Genomic DNA, 17,100 nt, shown 5'->3' on the forward strand with positions numbered 1-17,100 from the left:
AACTAAACGAGGACTTGTTGCCATTCCAAGCGATCCAAAGTACGCGATCGCTCTAGGGCGCGTTCAAAACTATCTAGTTTAGCATCAATAGTCAAGGGTTCACCAACATAGCCTTGGATTGCTTCTTGGGTTTTTAGACCATTGCCGGTGATGTAAACCACGGTAGTTTCATCGGGATCAATTTTGCCAGCTTCTACCAATTTTTTCAGCACGGCCACGGTTGTACCACCAGCCGTTTCTGTGAAGATGCCTTCGGTTTCTGCTAGCAGCTTGATGGCATCAATAATTTCTGCATCATTGACTGATTCAATATTACCACCAGTCTTCTGAGCTAACTCTAGAGCATAAACGCCGTCTGCTGGATTGCCGATCGCTAACGATTTCGCAATTGTATTCGGTTTAACTGGTTTAATAAAGTCGCGTCCTTCTTTAAAGGCTTGGGCGATGGGTGAACAACCCTCAGCTTGAGCGCCACTGAAACGGACGCTCTTGTTTTCTACTAAACCAACTTCGATAAATTCTTGGAAACCCTTATAAATTTTTGTAAACAACGAACCCGATGCCAAAGGAGCAACAACATGATCGGGTAGTTCCCAGCCTAGTTGTTCTGCAACCTCAAAACCTAGCGTCTTGGAACCTTCGGAGTAATAAGGACGTAGATTAATATTGACAAAACCCCAGCCATGTGTATTAGCAACTTCTGAGCAGAGACGATTTACTTGATCGTAGTTACCTTTGACGGCCATTAAGGTGGGACTGTAGATCAAACTACCGATAATTTTGCCGGCTTCTAAATCTGCGGGGATGAACACACAACAGTCTAAACCGGCATGAGCTGCGATCGCAGCTGTAGAATTTGCCAAGTTACCAGTGCTAGCACAAGAAACGGTAGTGAAACCCAATTCTCGCGCTCTCGATAGAGCAACTGATACCACCCGATCCTTAAAGCTAAGGGTGGGCATATTAACCGCATCATTTTTTATATAAAGCTTATTTAGACCCAGGCGACGGGCAAGACGGTGGGAACGAACCAAGGGAGTCATCCCCGTTCCCACATCTATAACGTTGTCAGTTGCGACAGGCAAAAAGGGACGGTAGCGCCAAATTGAATTGGGCCCAGCTTGGATTGTTTCACGAGTGACAGTCAGACGCAGGGCGCTGTAGTCATACTTGACTTCTAACGGCCCAAAACATAACTCACAAACATTACTGGCTTTGAGTTCATATTCTGCACCACATTCCTTACACTTCAAGGCTTGAAAGTAGGCAGTGCTGGTTTGGTTTGGGGTTTGGGTTTGGGTTTTGATTGCCTGAGTCATAACTAGCTTTCCCTGTTTGTCTGTCGGCTGTCGACTGATAGTAACACGAGCAAAAATACCAGTCAAACATACCCGACTAAAAATGTCGGGTATCCTTGGTATTCAAGAGAATCATTACTGTAAAATTTTTATAGACGCAATGGTTGCACCTAGTATTTACACTTATATTTACTGGTTCTGAAATCAGATAATAGTTTTAGTTACTCAGTTTTAATACTGATTGTGTCTATGCTTAAAATGCATTTCTTATATGCTTTATTTGCATTTGATTAAATCAAGATCACTTTATATTGCGATCCAGATCACCGAGTTAATTTTTTGTATTTTTATACCAATGACTCTGCACAGTATTAGCATACATAGCAGCGAATATTCGGAAGTGCTTTTAAATATAGGTTGTAGCATGTTTTACTTCTGTTTTAAACACTAAAATTGCAATATGTGTTGCCAAAATAAAGTTAATTTTTCAGCTTTTATCCACTCATCCATCGCTAGAGAAGTTACTTATTTATACGGAAGTATTTTTCTGCTATAAAAGCTACATTACTATTTACATAAAAGGTTGATCGGAACACAGTAGTAAGTTACCCATATTTGCGATCGCTAGCTTTGATAATCAACGGTAAGCGTAAAACAAGTAGGCAATAACTTTTCTGCCTATTGCCTCAATCTAGTTTTTCAGGAGTAGTTAATAAGTTCACTCCAAAGATATACACCGCCCAAAGCCTTAAGGTTTTGGGCCAGTCTAGTCGGTAGTTCTTTAAGGAATTGCCGAACTTTATCCTGTCTCGAAACCCAAGAAACAAGTTCAGCAAATAACAAACTACTTTCATGGTAAACCGAAACAAACCCATCAACAGGCAGATCCAGCCTTACCAATGTTTAATAGCAACAGCATTATTAACTGGTAGCTTTTTCCAATTTATTGCACCTGTATTAGCTGAAGGTACTACTGCGGGTATATCTATCAGTAACACCGCGACAGCAACCTATGAAGATCCCAATGCGCCAGGGAGTCCTATCAATTCTACATCTAACACTGTCACCGTAACTGTAGCAGAGGTGGCTGGTATTACTGTTACAGGTTCCGGGATTACAAATCAAACTACCCCAGGTGGTAGTACTAATCCTGGTGATACACTGGTTTACACTTACACTGTAACCAACGTTGGTAACGACCTCACCAAGTTCCAGATTCCTAACTTAGCGACAACAACAGGCCCAGCCACAGTTTCGGGTCTATTACCTGGTAGTACCACATCTGGTAACTTACAATACAGCACTGATGGCGGTACAACCTGGATAAATATCCCTGCTGGTGGACTAACTACAGGCGCGATCGCAGTTAATGGTACTGTGTTGGTGCGTGTACCAGTTACTGTGCAGGCTGGCGCTCAAACAGGCGATACTATCACTGTCAGATTAGGCCAAACTCCTGGTGATGCTCAAAACCAACCCCGGATTGCTGATGGTGGTGACGTTTACACTGTAGATAATGGCAATGCAGCCGGAGCGCCAGTCAATGGTGTCAGAGAAGCCAGTGCTACCCAGCAGATTAAAGTAGGAAATACTGCTAAAACTCGGGCGTTAGCAACTATCCTCAAAACTAGGACAGCCTATGATAATGCTGGTACTTCTGGTACTTTAACTGATGACTTACTAACTTATGGTTTGAGCTTGCGGGTTGAGAGTAACGACGTTACTAATACTGGTATTACTCCCGCAGCTTTGACTGGTACAAATATCACTGTTGATTTTCAACCGTCATCCCCCCACATCTTAGTTTCTGATGCGATTCCGGTAAATACAGTTCTTAAGAGTGTTCCAATTGCTCCGGCAGGTTGGAAAGTAGTTTATACAACTACTTCTACTAGTACAAATGCTGAAGCAGCTACGTGGACAACTGTCCAACCAGCCTTGAATTTAATTACACGGGTTGGTTTTATTAACGACACTACCGTTGTTTCTTCAGTTGCTACTGGGACAACTGTTAACGGTTTTAGTATCCAAGTTCAGGCTACTGGTGCAACTGGAAATGGCCCAGTAACCATTAACAACATCGCTCAAGTAGTCGGTACAACTGTTGGAAACCCGAACACCAAAGTCTATGACAACTCAGGAGACCAAAACCCAGGTAACTTTAACTCCACTAATAGCACCTTTCCTACTACACCAGACCCTGGTATTACTAGTGCGACGACTGACACACAAAATAATAACACTGCTGCCAATAGTACCACAGGATCTTTAAACGCAACTATCCTCTTAGTCCCCAGTACTATCTCTCTTTTGAATGGGCCAAATGGAGTGCCTGATGCGGTTGGGCCAACCAACAACAATGATGACTTCACTAATAAATCAGCACTAATTCCACCTAATGTTGCTCCTGGTTCAACAGTTAATCCAGCTGCGGTATCCTTTACTAACACGGTTCAGAATACTGGTATAGCTGCTGCCAATATTTCTCTTGTACCTACACCACCAGCAAATCTAGGTGATTTGCCTGCGGGTACAGTGGTGACGGTATCCTATCAAGGTTTGTCAGCTGCTTACAGCTACAATGGCACAATCTTTATATTCGTGCCAGGAAGTGGTGCAGGTACTGTCGGGGGGAACCTAATTAGTGCTACTAATCCAGTGCGAATTGATGCAGTTCCAGCCAATGGTGGTAAAGCTAACTATGGTGTAAGCGTCGATCTGCCTGCTGGTACGCCACTTTCAACTGATACTATTGCTCAAGGTGCAACTGTCACAACTCTCGAACGCGGCTTCCCTACACCAATTACGGCTTTTATTGATACAGACAATAATGGCTTATTTGATAAACTCGTCGATACAGCTAATAACACTAGTATTGACCGTGTATACACTGGTTTCTTGCAATTGCTGAAAGAGTCACGAGTTTTACAAGGAACTGGGCCAGCGCTGCCAGCAGGTAGTACTGATGGCACATTTAGTGTTACACCCAAAAAACCTGCCCCAGGAAACATCATTGAGTATCGGATTACTTACAAAAATATTTCTAGTCCTCAAGTGGGAACCGGAAATGTAATTTTGAGTGCTGACAAGATTGTGATTACTGAAGACGGTACAGTAGGCGGATCAGGGGGTAACAACTGGGCGCTAGACAATGATAACAACAGTCAAATTGATACTAGCAACATTGTTAGTTCAGCCAAGGATTCTGGGACATCAACTATTCAATTCTTCAATGGTAATCCAGCTACTAACTCTGGTAATGACCAAACTGGAACTACGGCAAACACAGATGTGACGAAGTATGTGAATGCTGTGACTGGACAGGTTGCACCAGGTATTCAAAGAACATTTATCTTCCAACGCAAGGTGAACTAATTCCTTGGGATTGGGGACTCCGACGTTCGCAGATTCGTAAAGCCTGCGGCATAGCTACGCTTAGGGCGCAGTTTCTCTTAGAAAAGAGATTGCGCTATCTATTGTCGCAACGAGTCCCTAAATAGAAAGCGAAGAGAGGAGTGACTATTCCTTAGCAAAAACAGGGAAAGATAAGTCAACAATCAACATTCTGGAAGTTTTTTGAGGTTATTTATATGAAGCGTATTTCTTTTGCAGGTTTAGGAGCGTTCGCACTCATTACTATAGTTCCATTTGTCGGTCAAATTCCGGGAATCGCAAATGTATGGCATTCAGGAAGTGCTGTTGCTCAGAATATCAAAACTCAAGGGCAAATACAATTGCGCTTAGAAGCAGAAAAGCAAGTGGTGGCAAAGGATCAGCAAGGTAAACAAAGCCAGAAATGGGAACCTTTAAAAGGTCAAGTTGTGGTGCAACCTGGTGATGTATTGCGATATACCTTAACTGGCGAAAATAAAAGCGATCGCCCAGTTAAAAATCTGACTCTCAATCAACCTATTCCCAAAGGAATGGTCTACGTACTCAAATCTGTCAATGTCGCCAACAATGCCAAAGTTATTTACAGCATTGATGGCGGGCGGAGCTTTGTCGAAAATCCCACTGTTAAAGTTACTCTTCCTGACGGGAAAGTAGAAACAAAACCAGCCCCAGCCATTGCTTACACCCATATCCGTTTGCAGATTCCATCACTTGCAGCCAAAACAACAATTAAGGTGACTTATCAAACCCAAGTGCGCTGATTGGAAGGCAGAGAGACAACTCTGACTCAAAAAAGAAGTATCTCCAGGTTCCGCCTAGAAACGAGATTTTTAAAGGGTTTTGGTTTAACTGAATTTCTCTAAATAAATAAGTGCTTTTATTAACAATAAGCTTGACATTTCAGAAAAGATGTGCATTGTGAACCGTCCTCAAAACCAAAAGCAAATTACTTCTAGCAGTAGCTGGTGGCGACGGTTAACAACTACTGTTATTTTGGGAAGTTTTTTGCATACTATATCTATACCAGCGATCGCACAACAGACTAACAATCTGGGTGCATCTGTGCCATTAATAAATCAAGCTACTTATACTTATACAGACTCTGCTACTAATCAGAAATATGACGGAATTTCTAGTCAGCTTAATGTTAGTCCTAACCCATTAGTTGATCCATTAGGACGCATTTTAGGTTGTGCTGGTACACTTTTACCTGACTATACAGGTTTTTCTGTTGGCGTATACGAGCCTAACCCTAGCGATCCAACGGGGACAGAATTAGGCAGCTTGGTTTCTTTGACTCGAACAGAGTTACCCGATATTCCTAATAACAACGTTCCTGGTGGGAAATCGCCCAATACCGAGAATAGTAACCCCTACTTCGTTACGAATAACCCTGCGGGTGTCTACAATTTCCTACTCGATCCGAATAAGGGTCAAACCGATCCAGGTAGAACTTATATTTTTGTAGTTAATCCACCACCAAATTCTATCTACAAACAACGGCGGGTCAAGATTGAAATCCTTGGTAGTACTGGCACACAAGGTAATAATGTTGTGCGATATCTTGCTACTTCTTTAGATGGTCAACCAATCAGTCTCACAGGCGAGACGAGGCTAGAGCAAACAGTTGTCTTAGTTCCTAATGCAGAAGTCGTAGGACTGGACTTATTAGCTTTTGAATTCAGTACAAATTTGTGCCAAGCCAATCAGTTGCAGATTATTAAAACAGGCGATCGCGCTGCTGCTGAACCTGGAGATACGGTTATCTACCGGATCTCGGTAAAAAATCTCGCTGATACTGGTTTGAATAATATATTTGTCACCGACAACTTACCTTTAGGATTCCAATTTTTACCTAAATCTGTACGGGGAGAGTTAGATGGTCAAGCAATTACTATCACCTCAGAACGCAATGGCAACACGATAACATTCCGCACAGATATAACAATTCCTACGGGAAAAACGCTGAATATTGCTTACGCGGCTCAACTCACAGCCGATGCTGTGCGTGGTAACGGTCGCAATAGTGCGATCGTGAATGCCCAACGAGCCGATAACCGTTTTAGCACCAAGGATGGCCCTGCAACACACCAGTTAACAATTCGTCCAGGAATCGTTTCTGATTGTGGCACGATTATTGGTCGCGTGTTTATTGATAAAAACTTTGATGGTGAACAACAACCTGGTGAGGCTGGAGTCCCCAATGCAGTGATTTTTCTGGAGGACGGAAACCGCATCACCACAGATCCTAATGGTTTGTTCTCCTTAGCTAATGTCTTACCAGGAAGTCATACGGGTGTACTAGACCTCAGTAGTGTACCTGGTTACACCCTAGCTCCCAACCAAAAATTCCGCGAACGGAATAGCCAATCTCGCCTGGTGCGTTTGGAGCCTGGTGGCTTGGTACGGATGAATTTCGGAGTTACCCCCGCCTTCCAGGAGCCAGTCAAAAAATGAAGCCCAGACTGCACCATACAACTATTTTTAACCTGAAGATGATGGGGATGATGCCAGTAGCTCTCAGCCTCATTTTGTATCCTGCCATAGTCAAGGCAGAACCTGCTGAAAATCTCCTTTCCTCCTATCCCCAAAAGGAACCTCTAGCCTTCGACTTTTCTTCACAAGCAGAGGATAGCGTCGAAGATCCATCGCATCAGAACAAAGTTACTGAAAAAAGTATAGATTCAAATTCTGCCCATCTTCTGGAAAGTTCAGAAAATCAACTTTCGTCCCTGGAACTTCCATCTATTTCTCTAGATGCTCCAGTTAGTAACACTTCAACGAAGAGGCAGGGGGAAATGACCCCTGACTCCTGCCGTGGAGAGGAGCGGAACATGGGTCTGAGTCCCCCACTTCTTACAAGTGGTTCTCGTTCAGGTGTGGATTCGACCCCACCTGAACTATCCCCCTTGCTCCCTGCCCCCTGCTCCCCTGCCTCTTTTTCAAGTCCAAATGTTAAGGGAACTAAAACTGAAATACAACCATTTCAACCAGCGTTTTCTGCTCAATTACCTAGAGGCTTACGCAAAATAGCTGGAGTAACTGAGGAAAACCAGAAAATTCCCCCCGCTTCCCCGATCTCCACAGGAATAAAATTCCTGATGCCAACGCCTAACAACATTGTGGATGTTCCAGCTACCACAGTGATTGTGCAGTTTCCCGTTGGCACTCAAGTAGAATTACGGGCGAATGGTGTATTAGTAGACCCTTCCTCAATTGGACGAACAGAAACCGATGCCAGTACTAACTTAGTAACGCAGACATGGTATGGAGTCTCCTTAAAAGAAGGTAATAACACCATTTCTGCACAAGTAGTAGGAGGGACAGAACCTCCTATAACGGTGCAAGTCGCAGTTCGGGGAGCGCCACAGCAATTAACGTTAGAAACTGTTGAGTCTCGTATCCCGGCGGATGGACGTTCTACAGCGACAATCAAGGGTCAACTGATCGATGCAAGTGGCAATGGCTCTAATCGTGATGCTGTTGTCACTTTGATACCGACTGCTGGGGAGTTTGTCGGAAAAGACTTCAAACCCGATGAACCCGGATTTCAAGTGGAGGCGAAAGCGGGGCAATTTACAGCGATTTTGCGATCGCAACTCAAAGCCCAAACTGTCACAATTCGCGCCATAGCGAATAATTTAGAAGCCTTTACCCAACTACAATTTGAAACATCACTGCGTCCAAGTTTGGTAACTGGCGTAATAGATTTGCGTTTGGGCGCTAGAGGTACAGATTATTACGGCAGTTTCCGTGATTTTCTTCCTCCTGACAAAGATAACAGAACGCAATTAGATTTCCGTTCCGCGATATTTGCCACTGGTGCGATCGGAGAATGGTTGTTTACAGGTGCATACAATAGCTCTCGTAATCTCAATGAAGATTGCAACTGCGATAATCGTCTGTTTAGAAGTTACCAATTTAGCGAGCAAAACTATCCGGTTTACGGCGATAGCTCGAAAGTTGATGTCGTCGCTCCTTCCATTGACAGTGTATATGTGCGTCTAGAGCGTTCAACTCGTATCCCCGGAGCCGATCCTGATTATGCCATGTGGGGTGACTACAACACAGAAGAATTTGCGCGGCGATCGCAGCAATTTACTTCTATCACCCGACAACTTCACGGTTTTAAAGCTAACTACAACTTAGGGAACTTACAAATAACAGGTTTGTATGGCAACCATTTAGAAGCGTTCCAACGAGATACCATTGCTCCCGATGGCACTAGCGGTTATTACTTCCTTTCTCGCAGAATACTACAACCAGGTAGTGAAAATGTCTTCATTGAATTAGAAGAACTTAATCGTCCTGGAACTGTACTAGAACGCAAACAGCTTAACCGTGGGCCAGACTACGAAATCGACTACGATCGCGGTACGCTATTATTCCGCGAACCTATCCTCCGCACTGATATTGATCAAACTGGACAAGTATTGGTACGCCGGATTGTTGTTAGCTATCAATATGAAAGCGAAGACTCTGATAGCAATATCTATGCTGGTCGTTTGCAATATAATCTTTCCCGCAAACTTAACCAGGAAAGTTGGATCGGAGCAACTTATATTCAAGAAAATCAGGGAGTACGTGACTTTCAACTCTATGGTGCAGATGCACTAATTTCTTTGGGCGATCGGGGTAAGTTAATCGCAGAATATGCCCATTCCACTAATGATTCTGATGTTGTGGGAAAGGTTAGCGGTGAAGCGTACCGGTTGGAAGCTGAGGGACAAATTACTAACGGGATTCAAGGTCGTGCCTATTATCGCTTTGCCGATACAGGTTTTGCCAATAATGCCACTATCAGCTTTGTCCCAGGACAAACTCGTTATGGAGCGCAGGTTACAGCTAAACTCTCTTCAACTACTAACGTCAGAGCGCAGTACGACCACGAAGACAATTTTGGCATTGCTCCCCAACCTCTAGATACCTTTGAAGAATTGTTTGCACCCCGTTATGAGTCCATACCTGGTAGTAAGGTTGATAATTCCTTAACGACGATTTCCGCCGGGATTCAACAACGTCTGGGTAGCGCCATTATTGATGTGGATTGGATTCATCGTCATCGGGAAGACCGCATCCCGGACAGTGCCTTGAGTAGTAACTCCGATCAATTGCGATCGCGTTTTTCCGTTCCCATTGCTAAGAATCTGACTTTTCAAGCCCAAAATGAACTGAGCTTATCTTCCCAAAAAGATAGTGTTTACCCAGACCGTACCATCTTTGGGCTAAATTGGGCAGCAATTCCTGGTGTCAATATCAGTCTGGCCCAACAGTTTTACACTAGTGGTCAATATTCGGGTAATTCCATCACCAGCTTAAGTGTCAACGGTGAACACAAACTTGGATCGGATACTACCTTGACCGGTCGTTACTCAATTTTGGGTGGTGCTAACGAAATGACTACTCAAGGGGCGATTGGACTAAATAATCGTTGGACTATAGCTTCGGGATTGCGCCTGAATGTTGCTTACGAACACGTATTTGGCAACTTCTTCGGACGAACTGGAGCAGGCCAACAATATGCCCAACCCTTCGCTGTTGGTCAATCAGCATCTGCGATCGGATTTGATGGTGGTGATAGCTATAGTGTGGGTCTAGAATACAGTGATAATCCGCAGTTTCAAGCCAGTGCCCGTTATGAACATCGTTCCTCTTCTGGTGGTAGCAATACAGTAATTACCGCAGGTGCTACGGGTAAAATTTCTCCGGCTATTACAGCCTTAGTACGTTATCAACAAGCCGGTTCTTCCAATCAAAAGCTTTCAGGATTGGGGGATACAACTAACTTGAAATTGGGTCTAGCCTACCGCGACCCCAGTAGCGATAAATTTAATGCCTTATTGCGTTATGAATATCGCAAAAATCCATCAACCATCCCTGACACCATCCTTTTAGGTAGTGGTACAGGTTCCGAAGACCATACATTTGCTTTAGAGACTATTTATGCTCCTAACTGGCAATGGGAATTCTACGGTAAGTATGCTCTGCGTAGCAGCACTACTTACATAGCTAGCGATTTAGCTGGTACGAGTACAGTAAATCTAGGCCAATTACGTGCTACATATCGTTTGGGATATAGCTGGGATTTGGTAGGTGAGGCTCGTGTAATTAGTCAGTCGAGTTATAGCGAAACAGGCTTTGTTCTAGAAACAGGCTATTACCTCACACCTAACCTGCGCGTTTCTGCTGGATATGTGTTTGGTAAAGTTGATGACCGAGATTTCTCAGGAACACGTTCCGCAGGTGGTGCATATTTAGGTATCAGCGTCAAACTCAACGAATTATTTGATGGTTTTGGGCAGCAAAAACCAGTGCCACGCCAGCAACAAGAGCCGAATAGAACAGAAGCAAAGGTGACAACAGATGGATCAATTTAAACGTGTAGTAGAGACACGAAATTTCGCCTCTCTCCTATGAAATTTTTATTTAAGAATTTAAGAGCGATCGCCACAGTGAATGTGAATCAAGATGGTAGGTTCCCGGATATATTGGGCAACCTAAAAGTAGGCGATAGCTTGCTTTAGATGCCGTAATTCGCTCTTTCTTACCAATTAAAGCCTGGATGTGAGGATCTGGTAAACCAGTTATGAGCCTATTTTTTAAATATCTTTTACAGATAATTTTCCTGCCGAGACGCTGCACGAACCTCAAATCTCTTAGACACCGAAGAAGATGGCTTGGCAGACTGGCTCTACTACTGTGTACTTGGGGTTACTGGATGCAACCAGTTCAAGCAGAAGGTAGTAGGAATTTATACCCTAGCGGTGCTACTGGTTTTAGAGCCAACCTTGAATGGCGCTCAACAGATAAGTTTGGGCCTATTACTCCTGTGGATAATTCTCTTCTGCGGCGCACATTGCTACAAGTGTATGCTAAAGCTGGAGAATACATCCTCTTGGGTTCCAGTTCTGTAGGAGTAGATAATGCTGACATTTCGCTCTATGGTAGCAAAATAGATCGAATAGGTAATGAAACTCTCTCTAATCTTAAGTTCCAATGCTCTACCCAAAGAACCCAGACTCTAAATACAAATCAGGGTAAAATATCTAGCCGTAACCAAGAATTAGCAGGCCCAGACACAATCACAAACTCAGCAACTGCAACGCCTGGTGGGGCGATCGCTAACGGTTACGTACCTTGTTACTATCAAGTTCCAGTGGGCGGCGATGGGATTTATTATGTAGCTTTCTATGGAGGTCAAGGAGGTAATAGTAACTTTGATGGAACTCCTACACCAACAATTGACTTTGGCACCAACTTTAAAGATCCATCAGGAACCAGTATAGCTGCGTGGGATGTGACGGTACGTAGCAGCTTGACTTCCACAACAGATATTAATGGGCGACTTTTTGCTGACTACTTAGCACTATTTACCGGAAACAATGGCAGACCGATCGAATCTTCATTCTACATTGTCACTAAAGATGGTTATCAATATAAAACTGCCCTCAATGGTTTAGACCCCAATGGTTTTGTTATTTATGGCAATGATGTAGGCTACTATGACAGCGATGGAAAAACACCGCTCTACCATGATGTTCTGAGTACAGTGAATAATGCTCTGATGCCACAACTGCAAGGTGGAACCAATTTCGCTTTACCCAACCACGTCATTTTCTTTAATAATCCTCAAACTAGTGTCGGAACAAATGACTCTCTCTTTGCCCGTGGTATCCCTACTATAGCAACACTTCCAAGCGTTAGTAATTCCAGCTTTATTGGTACAGCTGGGGCTAATAACTCGAACCAAAGCACAGGTGGAGTTTTTAAATTCGACACCAATGTAACTGGCAACTATCAAATAGTCATCAGCAGAGATGGTAATGATTTCGATCCGGCTAATCTGCAAAACCGAGTACTGCGGGGAACAATGACGGCATCTGGAGGTCAAACCGTTACCTGGGATGGTAAAGATAATAATGGTAATTTTTTCCCCGTTGGCACAGACTACCCAGTTAACATCACAACTCATGCTGGCGAATACCACTTTCCTCTTATAGATGCTGAAAACAGTATCAAGGGAGGGCCAAGCTTTACTCTCCTCAACGTCTCTAATCCTTTGGGAAATAATACAGGGTTTTACGACGATCGCGGCTATCGTACCTTGTCTGGGATAAATGTGGGAACACCAGGTAGTGTGCTATGTGGAGGTTCCCCACCGTCTATATCTCACAGTAACCTGGTAACAGGATTTAATACTACCAGTACTCAGCGTGCTTTTGGTACAGCCAGTGGTGGTAACACTAATACAGTTTGTTCAGGCTCCTTCGGTGATGTCAAAGGATTAGATATATGGACTTATGTTCCTAGTAATGCGGTTCTAACTTATTTAAATATTATTCCAACAACTTCTTATCAAGTTTCACCATTGGCGGGCCAAGTCATTATCAACGAGGTACTTTATAACCAAACAGGTATTACTACCGACACCAATGATGAGTTTATTGAACTCTACAATGCTTCTGCATCCCCAGTAGATTTGAGTGGTGTAATGTTGACAGATAGCAATCTCATTGTCGGTAGTAGCGATGCTGCTGGTGGCTTTCATTATACCTTCCCCAGTGGCACGACTTTACAACCAGGGAAATATGCTGTGATTTGGATTGGTAATAATAATGCCAACCATCAAGCAACAGGAGCAGCTTTTCAAGCTTGGTTGGGACAAACTCCCAAACTCAACAATTCTGGCGATGATGTTTGGTTGTATGATAACCAGAATAAGATTATTGACTATATCGCCTATGGCGCAGGCAGTGAGGTTAATACACCTCCCCCAAGTTCTCTAAATTTGTGGGACAATACCTATCAGTCTTCTCTGGCTGGGGCTAATTCAGGTCAGTCTATCAGCTTAACTCCAAATGGCACTGATACTAATGTCAGTGCTTGCTGGGAAGCAACTACTAGTGGCAACGCTAGTACAAGGTGTACAAACTACCTACCAACTAGAGATACTGATACTACAGGTAGTCGTGTTACAAGCGTCGGCGAAAACAATAACGGTGCTATTGCCGTGAATGCAAAGCTTTTGTTAGTGAAACGCATCACCCGCATCAATAAACAAGATGTAACCGATATTGTAGATGGTCGCAGCGATGTGGCGATTACTGCTGCCAATTATATACCAGAACCATTCGCTTCTGATGATAACGATGTAAAATGGCCTACTGGCTATCTGCGCGGGTTGATTAATGCTGGCACTGTCAAACCTGGCGATGAGTTAGAATATACCATCTACTTCCTTTCCAAGGGCCCGAATAATGCTACTAATGTCAAATTCTGCGACTTAGTTCCTAATAATACTACTTTTATTCCTACTGCATTTAATGGTCTCAGTCCTGGTGATGGCGGCTTACCAGGATCAGATCAAGGTATAGCTCTTGCAGTTAGTTCTAGCAGTCCTACATTTTACCTTAGCAATGTAGAGGATGGCGATCGCGGGCGCTTTTATTCTGCTAACGAGTCAACCCCATCATACTGCGGTACTAACACTAATGGGGCGGTGGTGGTAAATATCACGCGGAGTCCAGATTTGTCAAATTTACCTCCAGCAAATGGATCTGGGACTCCAGCTAATTCTTATGGCTTTGTTCGCTTCCGCGCCAGGGTGAAATAGGATTAGGGGGAAAGAGAGTTTTCCGATCTTTGCACAGATATAAGAGTAAAAAACGATTGTTTTGACATAGCAATGCTACGTGTCTACAAGGGTTTTGGATAATGAAAAGTTGAATTTGCACTTTTCACCATACTTTATTTAAGTTCAATTCAAACCCAGGTAAAACATCTTCACCAAATACAGTTGTAGGAGATTTTAATATTTCTATCTGTTTCGCTAAACGAAAAATTTCTACTATTTTATTCTTTGGATCAAGCAACCAACCTAAACGAGCGCCATTGTTAATATACTCTTGCATCTTTTCTCTGAGTTTTTTGAGAGAATCACTACTAGAACGCAATTCGACTACAAAATCAGGTGCTAGAGGGGAAAATTCTTCTTCTTGTTGAGTCTGAGTTAAAGCCTCCCATTTTTCATTACTTACCCAAGAAGCATCGGGTGAGTAAACTGCACCATTAGGTAAAGTAAAACCACTGGAGGAGTCAAATACAATACCTAAATTTGTGCGATCGTTCCAGTTCCATAGTTGAGCATTCAAACCAGAGTTTTTCCTACCTGTCGATGGATAGGTTGGAGGCATAATTATAATTTCTCCAGTTTCAGTACGTTCTAACTGCAAATTTTGATTAGCTTGACAAAGTTCATAAAATCCCTCGATACCCAGATTGGGGATATTCAAAGTAATGGCGTTCATAAGCTTTAATAGTGAGGTTTTGTGCTTATACCAATTCTAGAGATATGAGTGAAAAAGAATTGTTTTGACGTAGCACTGCTACGTCTCTACAAGGGTTATGGATAACGCATATTTAATTTCACCAAATGTCTATTTTCTCAGACAGATAAAGCTTGTCTAACTTCAACTGGTTGACCAGTCAAGCTAAAAGGACGGACTTCGGTAATTTTTACCTTTACTAACTGCCCTTTCAATTCTTTGATGTCGCCACTGAAGAATGTCAGACGATTACCATCAGTGCGTCCCATCACCTGGGTTTGGTCTTTAGGATTTTGGTCTTCTACCAAAACTTCTTCGATACGTCCGAAGTAACGTTGTGATCGCTCTGCTACTTTCAAGTTTCCCAAATGATTGAGGCGTTGGAGGCGATCGCTTTTAATTTCTTCACTTAGTTGATTGTCCCACAAAGCGGCTGGTGTCCCTGGGCGAGGCGAATATGCTGCTGTATTCAACATATCAAAGCCAATATCTTCCACCAATTTCAGAGTATTTTCAAACTGTGCTTCTGTCTCCCCAGGGAAACCAACAATCGCATCAGCACTAATGGAAGCATCTGGCATATACCGCCGAATCGTATCGATAATCCGGCGATATTTCTCATGGGTATAACCCCGCGACATCGCTTTCAAAAGTTCATTATCCCCAGATTGAAAGGGAATATGGAAGTGTTTGCAGACTTTGGGCAACTCAGCACAAGCTTTAATTAATCTCTCTGTAAAATAACGAGGGTGGCTAGTAGCAAATCTTAGCCTTTCAATCCCCGGCACATCATGAACGTAATAAAGTAAATCTGTGAAGTTGTGCAGATGCCGTCCTTCTGCTGTTGCTCCCGGCAAATCTCTGCCGTAAGCGTCAATATTTTGACCGAGTAGAGTAATTTCCTTGTAACCTTGCCGTCCTAATTCTTCCATTTCAGCCCGAATTGCTGACGGTGTACGAGATTGTTCTATCCCGCGCACGTTAGGAACCACGCAATAGGTGCAGCGTTCGTTACAGCCGTAAATTACATTTACCCAAGCTGTGACTTTACTATCCCTTCTCGGCTGAGTGATATCTTCAATAATATGAACCGACTCGGTTGCGACAACTTGATTGCCGTCAAACACCGACTCCAACAAATCTTTGAGGCGGTTGGCGTGTTGTGGCCCCATTACCAAATCTAATTCTGGGACTCGTCGCAATAGCGCTTCACCTTCTTGCTGGGCAACACAACCAGCAACGATGAGGGTTAAATTAGGCTGCTCATGCTTGCGCTTCGCTTGTCTGCCAAGGTAAGAATATACTTTTTGCTCGGCATTATCCCGAATTGTGCAGGTATTGTAGAGAATCACATCTGCATTATTTGGATCTTCTGACCATTCAAAGCCCATATCTTCCAAAACACCAGCCATGCGCTCTGAGTCAGCTTTATTCATCTGACAACCGAAGGTAGTAATGTGGTATTGGCGTTTAGAAGTGGTCATGGGCAATTTTGCTTAATTAGCTAATGTATATAAGATTTATTTCTATTCTATAACGCTCTTAGAGCGTGTAACACGGTGTGTCTTCTCTACTCGCTGTCTCTGTAGGGTGCGGTAGCCACCACAAGCAATAATGCTTCTCTATTCTGTGAGCAAGATGGCATCAGTGCGATCGCTATAATAGGATTATTTGGATAGATGTCAAGCGATCGCTTTTTTGGAGTTTTGCTACTTTTTACTGTTCTCGTGTTTTCAGCTTGGGTAACAGTTCACCATGCGTATCTGCTCAGGATTATTCATTCAATATATCTAAAAGTTCTTGAGATACACTCTTTTACTTCTCTAATTCTGCCAACTTCTGTTGAGCAAAGTTTCGCACTTTCTCATCTGGGTCATTCGCTGCTCTGTCGCGCAACAGTGGTAAAGTCTGGGGATGTTGAGGAAATTGCTTGATAATGATCTCCAGTGCAACCCGGCGAGGGTTGGAATTAAACAGGGAATTATGTCTATCTTCAAAGGAGTCATTTACAGCACAGTTGTAGTAAATTTCAAACAACTTAGGCTGATTTCTAAAGTGTTTGGCTAATGCTTGGATGGCTGCAT

General features: G+C 43.3%; 9 protein-coding genes. 5 read left to right on the top strand and 4 right to left on the bottom strand.

Going from position 1 to position 17,100, the window contains the following annotated elements; translation table 11 throughout:
• Positions 1-2 precede the first annotated feature (2 nt).
• Positions 3-1,319, bottom strand: coding sequence for a threonine synthase (gene thrC, locus VB732_RS13200; RefSeq protein ID WP_323231291.1), 1,317 nt, complete (start codon positions 1,317-1,319; stop codon positions 3-5).
• An 831-nt stretch (positions 1,320-2,150) separates the two neighbouring features.
• On the opposite strand from thrC, the gene VB732_RS13205 reads away from it, so the two are divergent.
• The 5 genes from VB732_RS13205 (at position 2,151) to VB732_RS13225 (ending at position 14,304) form a co-directional block, all read left to right on the top strand.
• The gene (locus tag VB732_RS13205) at positions 2,151-4,673 is read left to right on the top strand and encodes a hypothetical protein (protein WP_323231292.1); all 2,523 of its coding nucleotides are present in this window, start codon (positions 2,151-2,153) and stop codon (positions 4,671-4,673) included.
• Positions 4,674-4,888: 215 nt separating this feature from the next.
• Positions 4,889-5,452 carry a hypothetical protein gene (locus tag VB732_RS13210; RefSeq protein ID WP_323231293.1) on the top strand — a complete coding sequence of 188 codons (564 nt, stop codon included), beginning with the start codon at positions 4,889-4,891 and terminating at the stop codon, positions 5,450-5,452.
• A gap of 148 nt (positions 5,453-5,600) precedes the next feature.
• Positions 5,601-7,148, top strand: coding sequence for an isopeptide-forming domain-containing fimbrial protein (locus VB732_RS13215; RefSeq protein ID WP_323231294.1), 1,548 nt, complete (start codon positions 5,601-5,603; stop codon positions 7,146-7,148).
• Entirely contained in the window at positions 7,145-11,068 is a 3,924-nt protein-coding gene (locus VB732_RS13220) for a TonB-dependent receptor (protein WP_323231295.1), read from the top strand. Before VB732_RS13215 ends, VB732_RS13220 begins: the two co-directional genes overlap by 4 nt.
• A 341-nt stretch (positions 11,069-11,409) precedes the next feature.
• Positions 11,410-14,304 carry a lamin tail domain-containing protein gene (locus VB732_RS13225; protein ID WP_323231296.1) on the top strand — a complete coding sequence of 965 codons (2,895 nt, stop codon included), beginning with the start codon at positions 11,410-11,412 and terminating at the stop codon, positions 14,302-14,304.
• A gap of 124 nt (positions 14,305-14,428) precedes the next feature.
• Here the strand turns inward: VB732_RS13225 and VB732_RS13230 are convergent, their stop codons facing one another.
• The 3 genes from VB732_RS13230 to VB732_RS13240 form a co-directional block, all read right to left on the bottom strand.
• Entirely contained in the window at positions 14,429-14,998 is a 570-nt protein-coding gene (locus VB732_RS13230) for a Uma2 family endonuclease (protein ID WP_323231297.1), read from the bottom strand.
• 137 nt (positions 14,999-15,135) lie between these two features.
• Positions 15,136-16,500, bottom strand: a complete 1,365-nt coding sequence (gene miaB / locus VB732_RS13235) for a tRNA (N6-isopentenyl adenosine(37)-C2)-methylthiotransferase MiaB (protein ID WP_323231298.1) — start codon at positions 16,498-16,500, stop codon at positions 15,136-15,138.
• Positions 16,501-16,831: 331 nt separating this feature from the next.
• Positions 16,832-17,100: hypothetical protein (locus VB732_RS13240; protein ID WP_323231299.1), on the bottom strand; the 269-nt coding region annotated here is incomplete at its 5' end.

The sequence above is a fragment of the Nostoc sp. UHCC 0252 genome (assembly GCF_034931145.1).
Lineage (GTDB): Bacteria > Cyanobacteriota > Cyanobacteriia > Cyanobacteriales > Nostocaceae > Nostoc.

What these genes read in the sequence shown, in the direction of transcription:
- thrC (WP_323231291.1), bottom strand. Translation starts at nt 1,319, where the DNA reads ATGACTCAGGCAATCAAAACCCAAACCCAAACCCCAAACCAAACCAGC.
- miaB (WP_323231298.1), bottom strand. Translation starts at nt 16,500, where the DNA reads ATGACCACTTCTAAACGCCAATACCACATTACTACCTTCGGTTGTCAG.
- VB732_RS13215 (WP_323231294.1), top strand. Translation starts at nt 5,601, where the DNA reads ATGTGCATTGTGAACCGTCCTCAAAACCAAAAGCAAATTACTTCTAGC.
- VB732_RS13225 (WP_323231296.1), top strand. Translation starts at nt 11,410, where the DNA reads ATGCAACCAGTTCAAGCAGAAGGTAGTAGGAATTTATACCCTAGCGGT.
- VB732_RS13205 (WP_323231292.1), top strand. Translation starts at nt 2,151, where the DNA reads ATGGTAAACCGAAACAAACCCATCAACAGGCAGATCCAGCCTTACCAA.
- VB732_RS13230 (WP_323231297.1), bottom strand. Translation starts at nt 14,998, where the DNA reads ATGAACGCCATTACTTTGAATATCCCCAATCTGGGTATCGAGGGATTT.
- VB732_RS13220 (WP_323231295.1), top strand. Translation starts at nt 7,145, where the DNA reads ATGAAGCCCAGACTGCACCATACAACTATTTTTAACCTGAAGATGATG.
- VB732_RS13210 (WP_323231293.1), top strand. Translation starts at nt 4,889, where the DNA reads ATGAAGCGTATTTCTTTTGCAGGTTTAGGAGCGTTCGCACTCATTACT.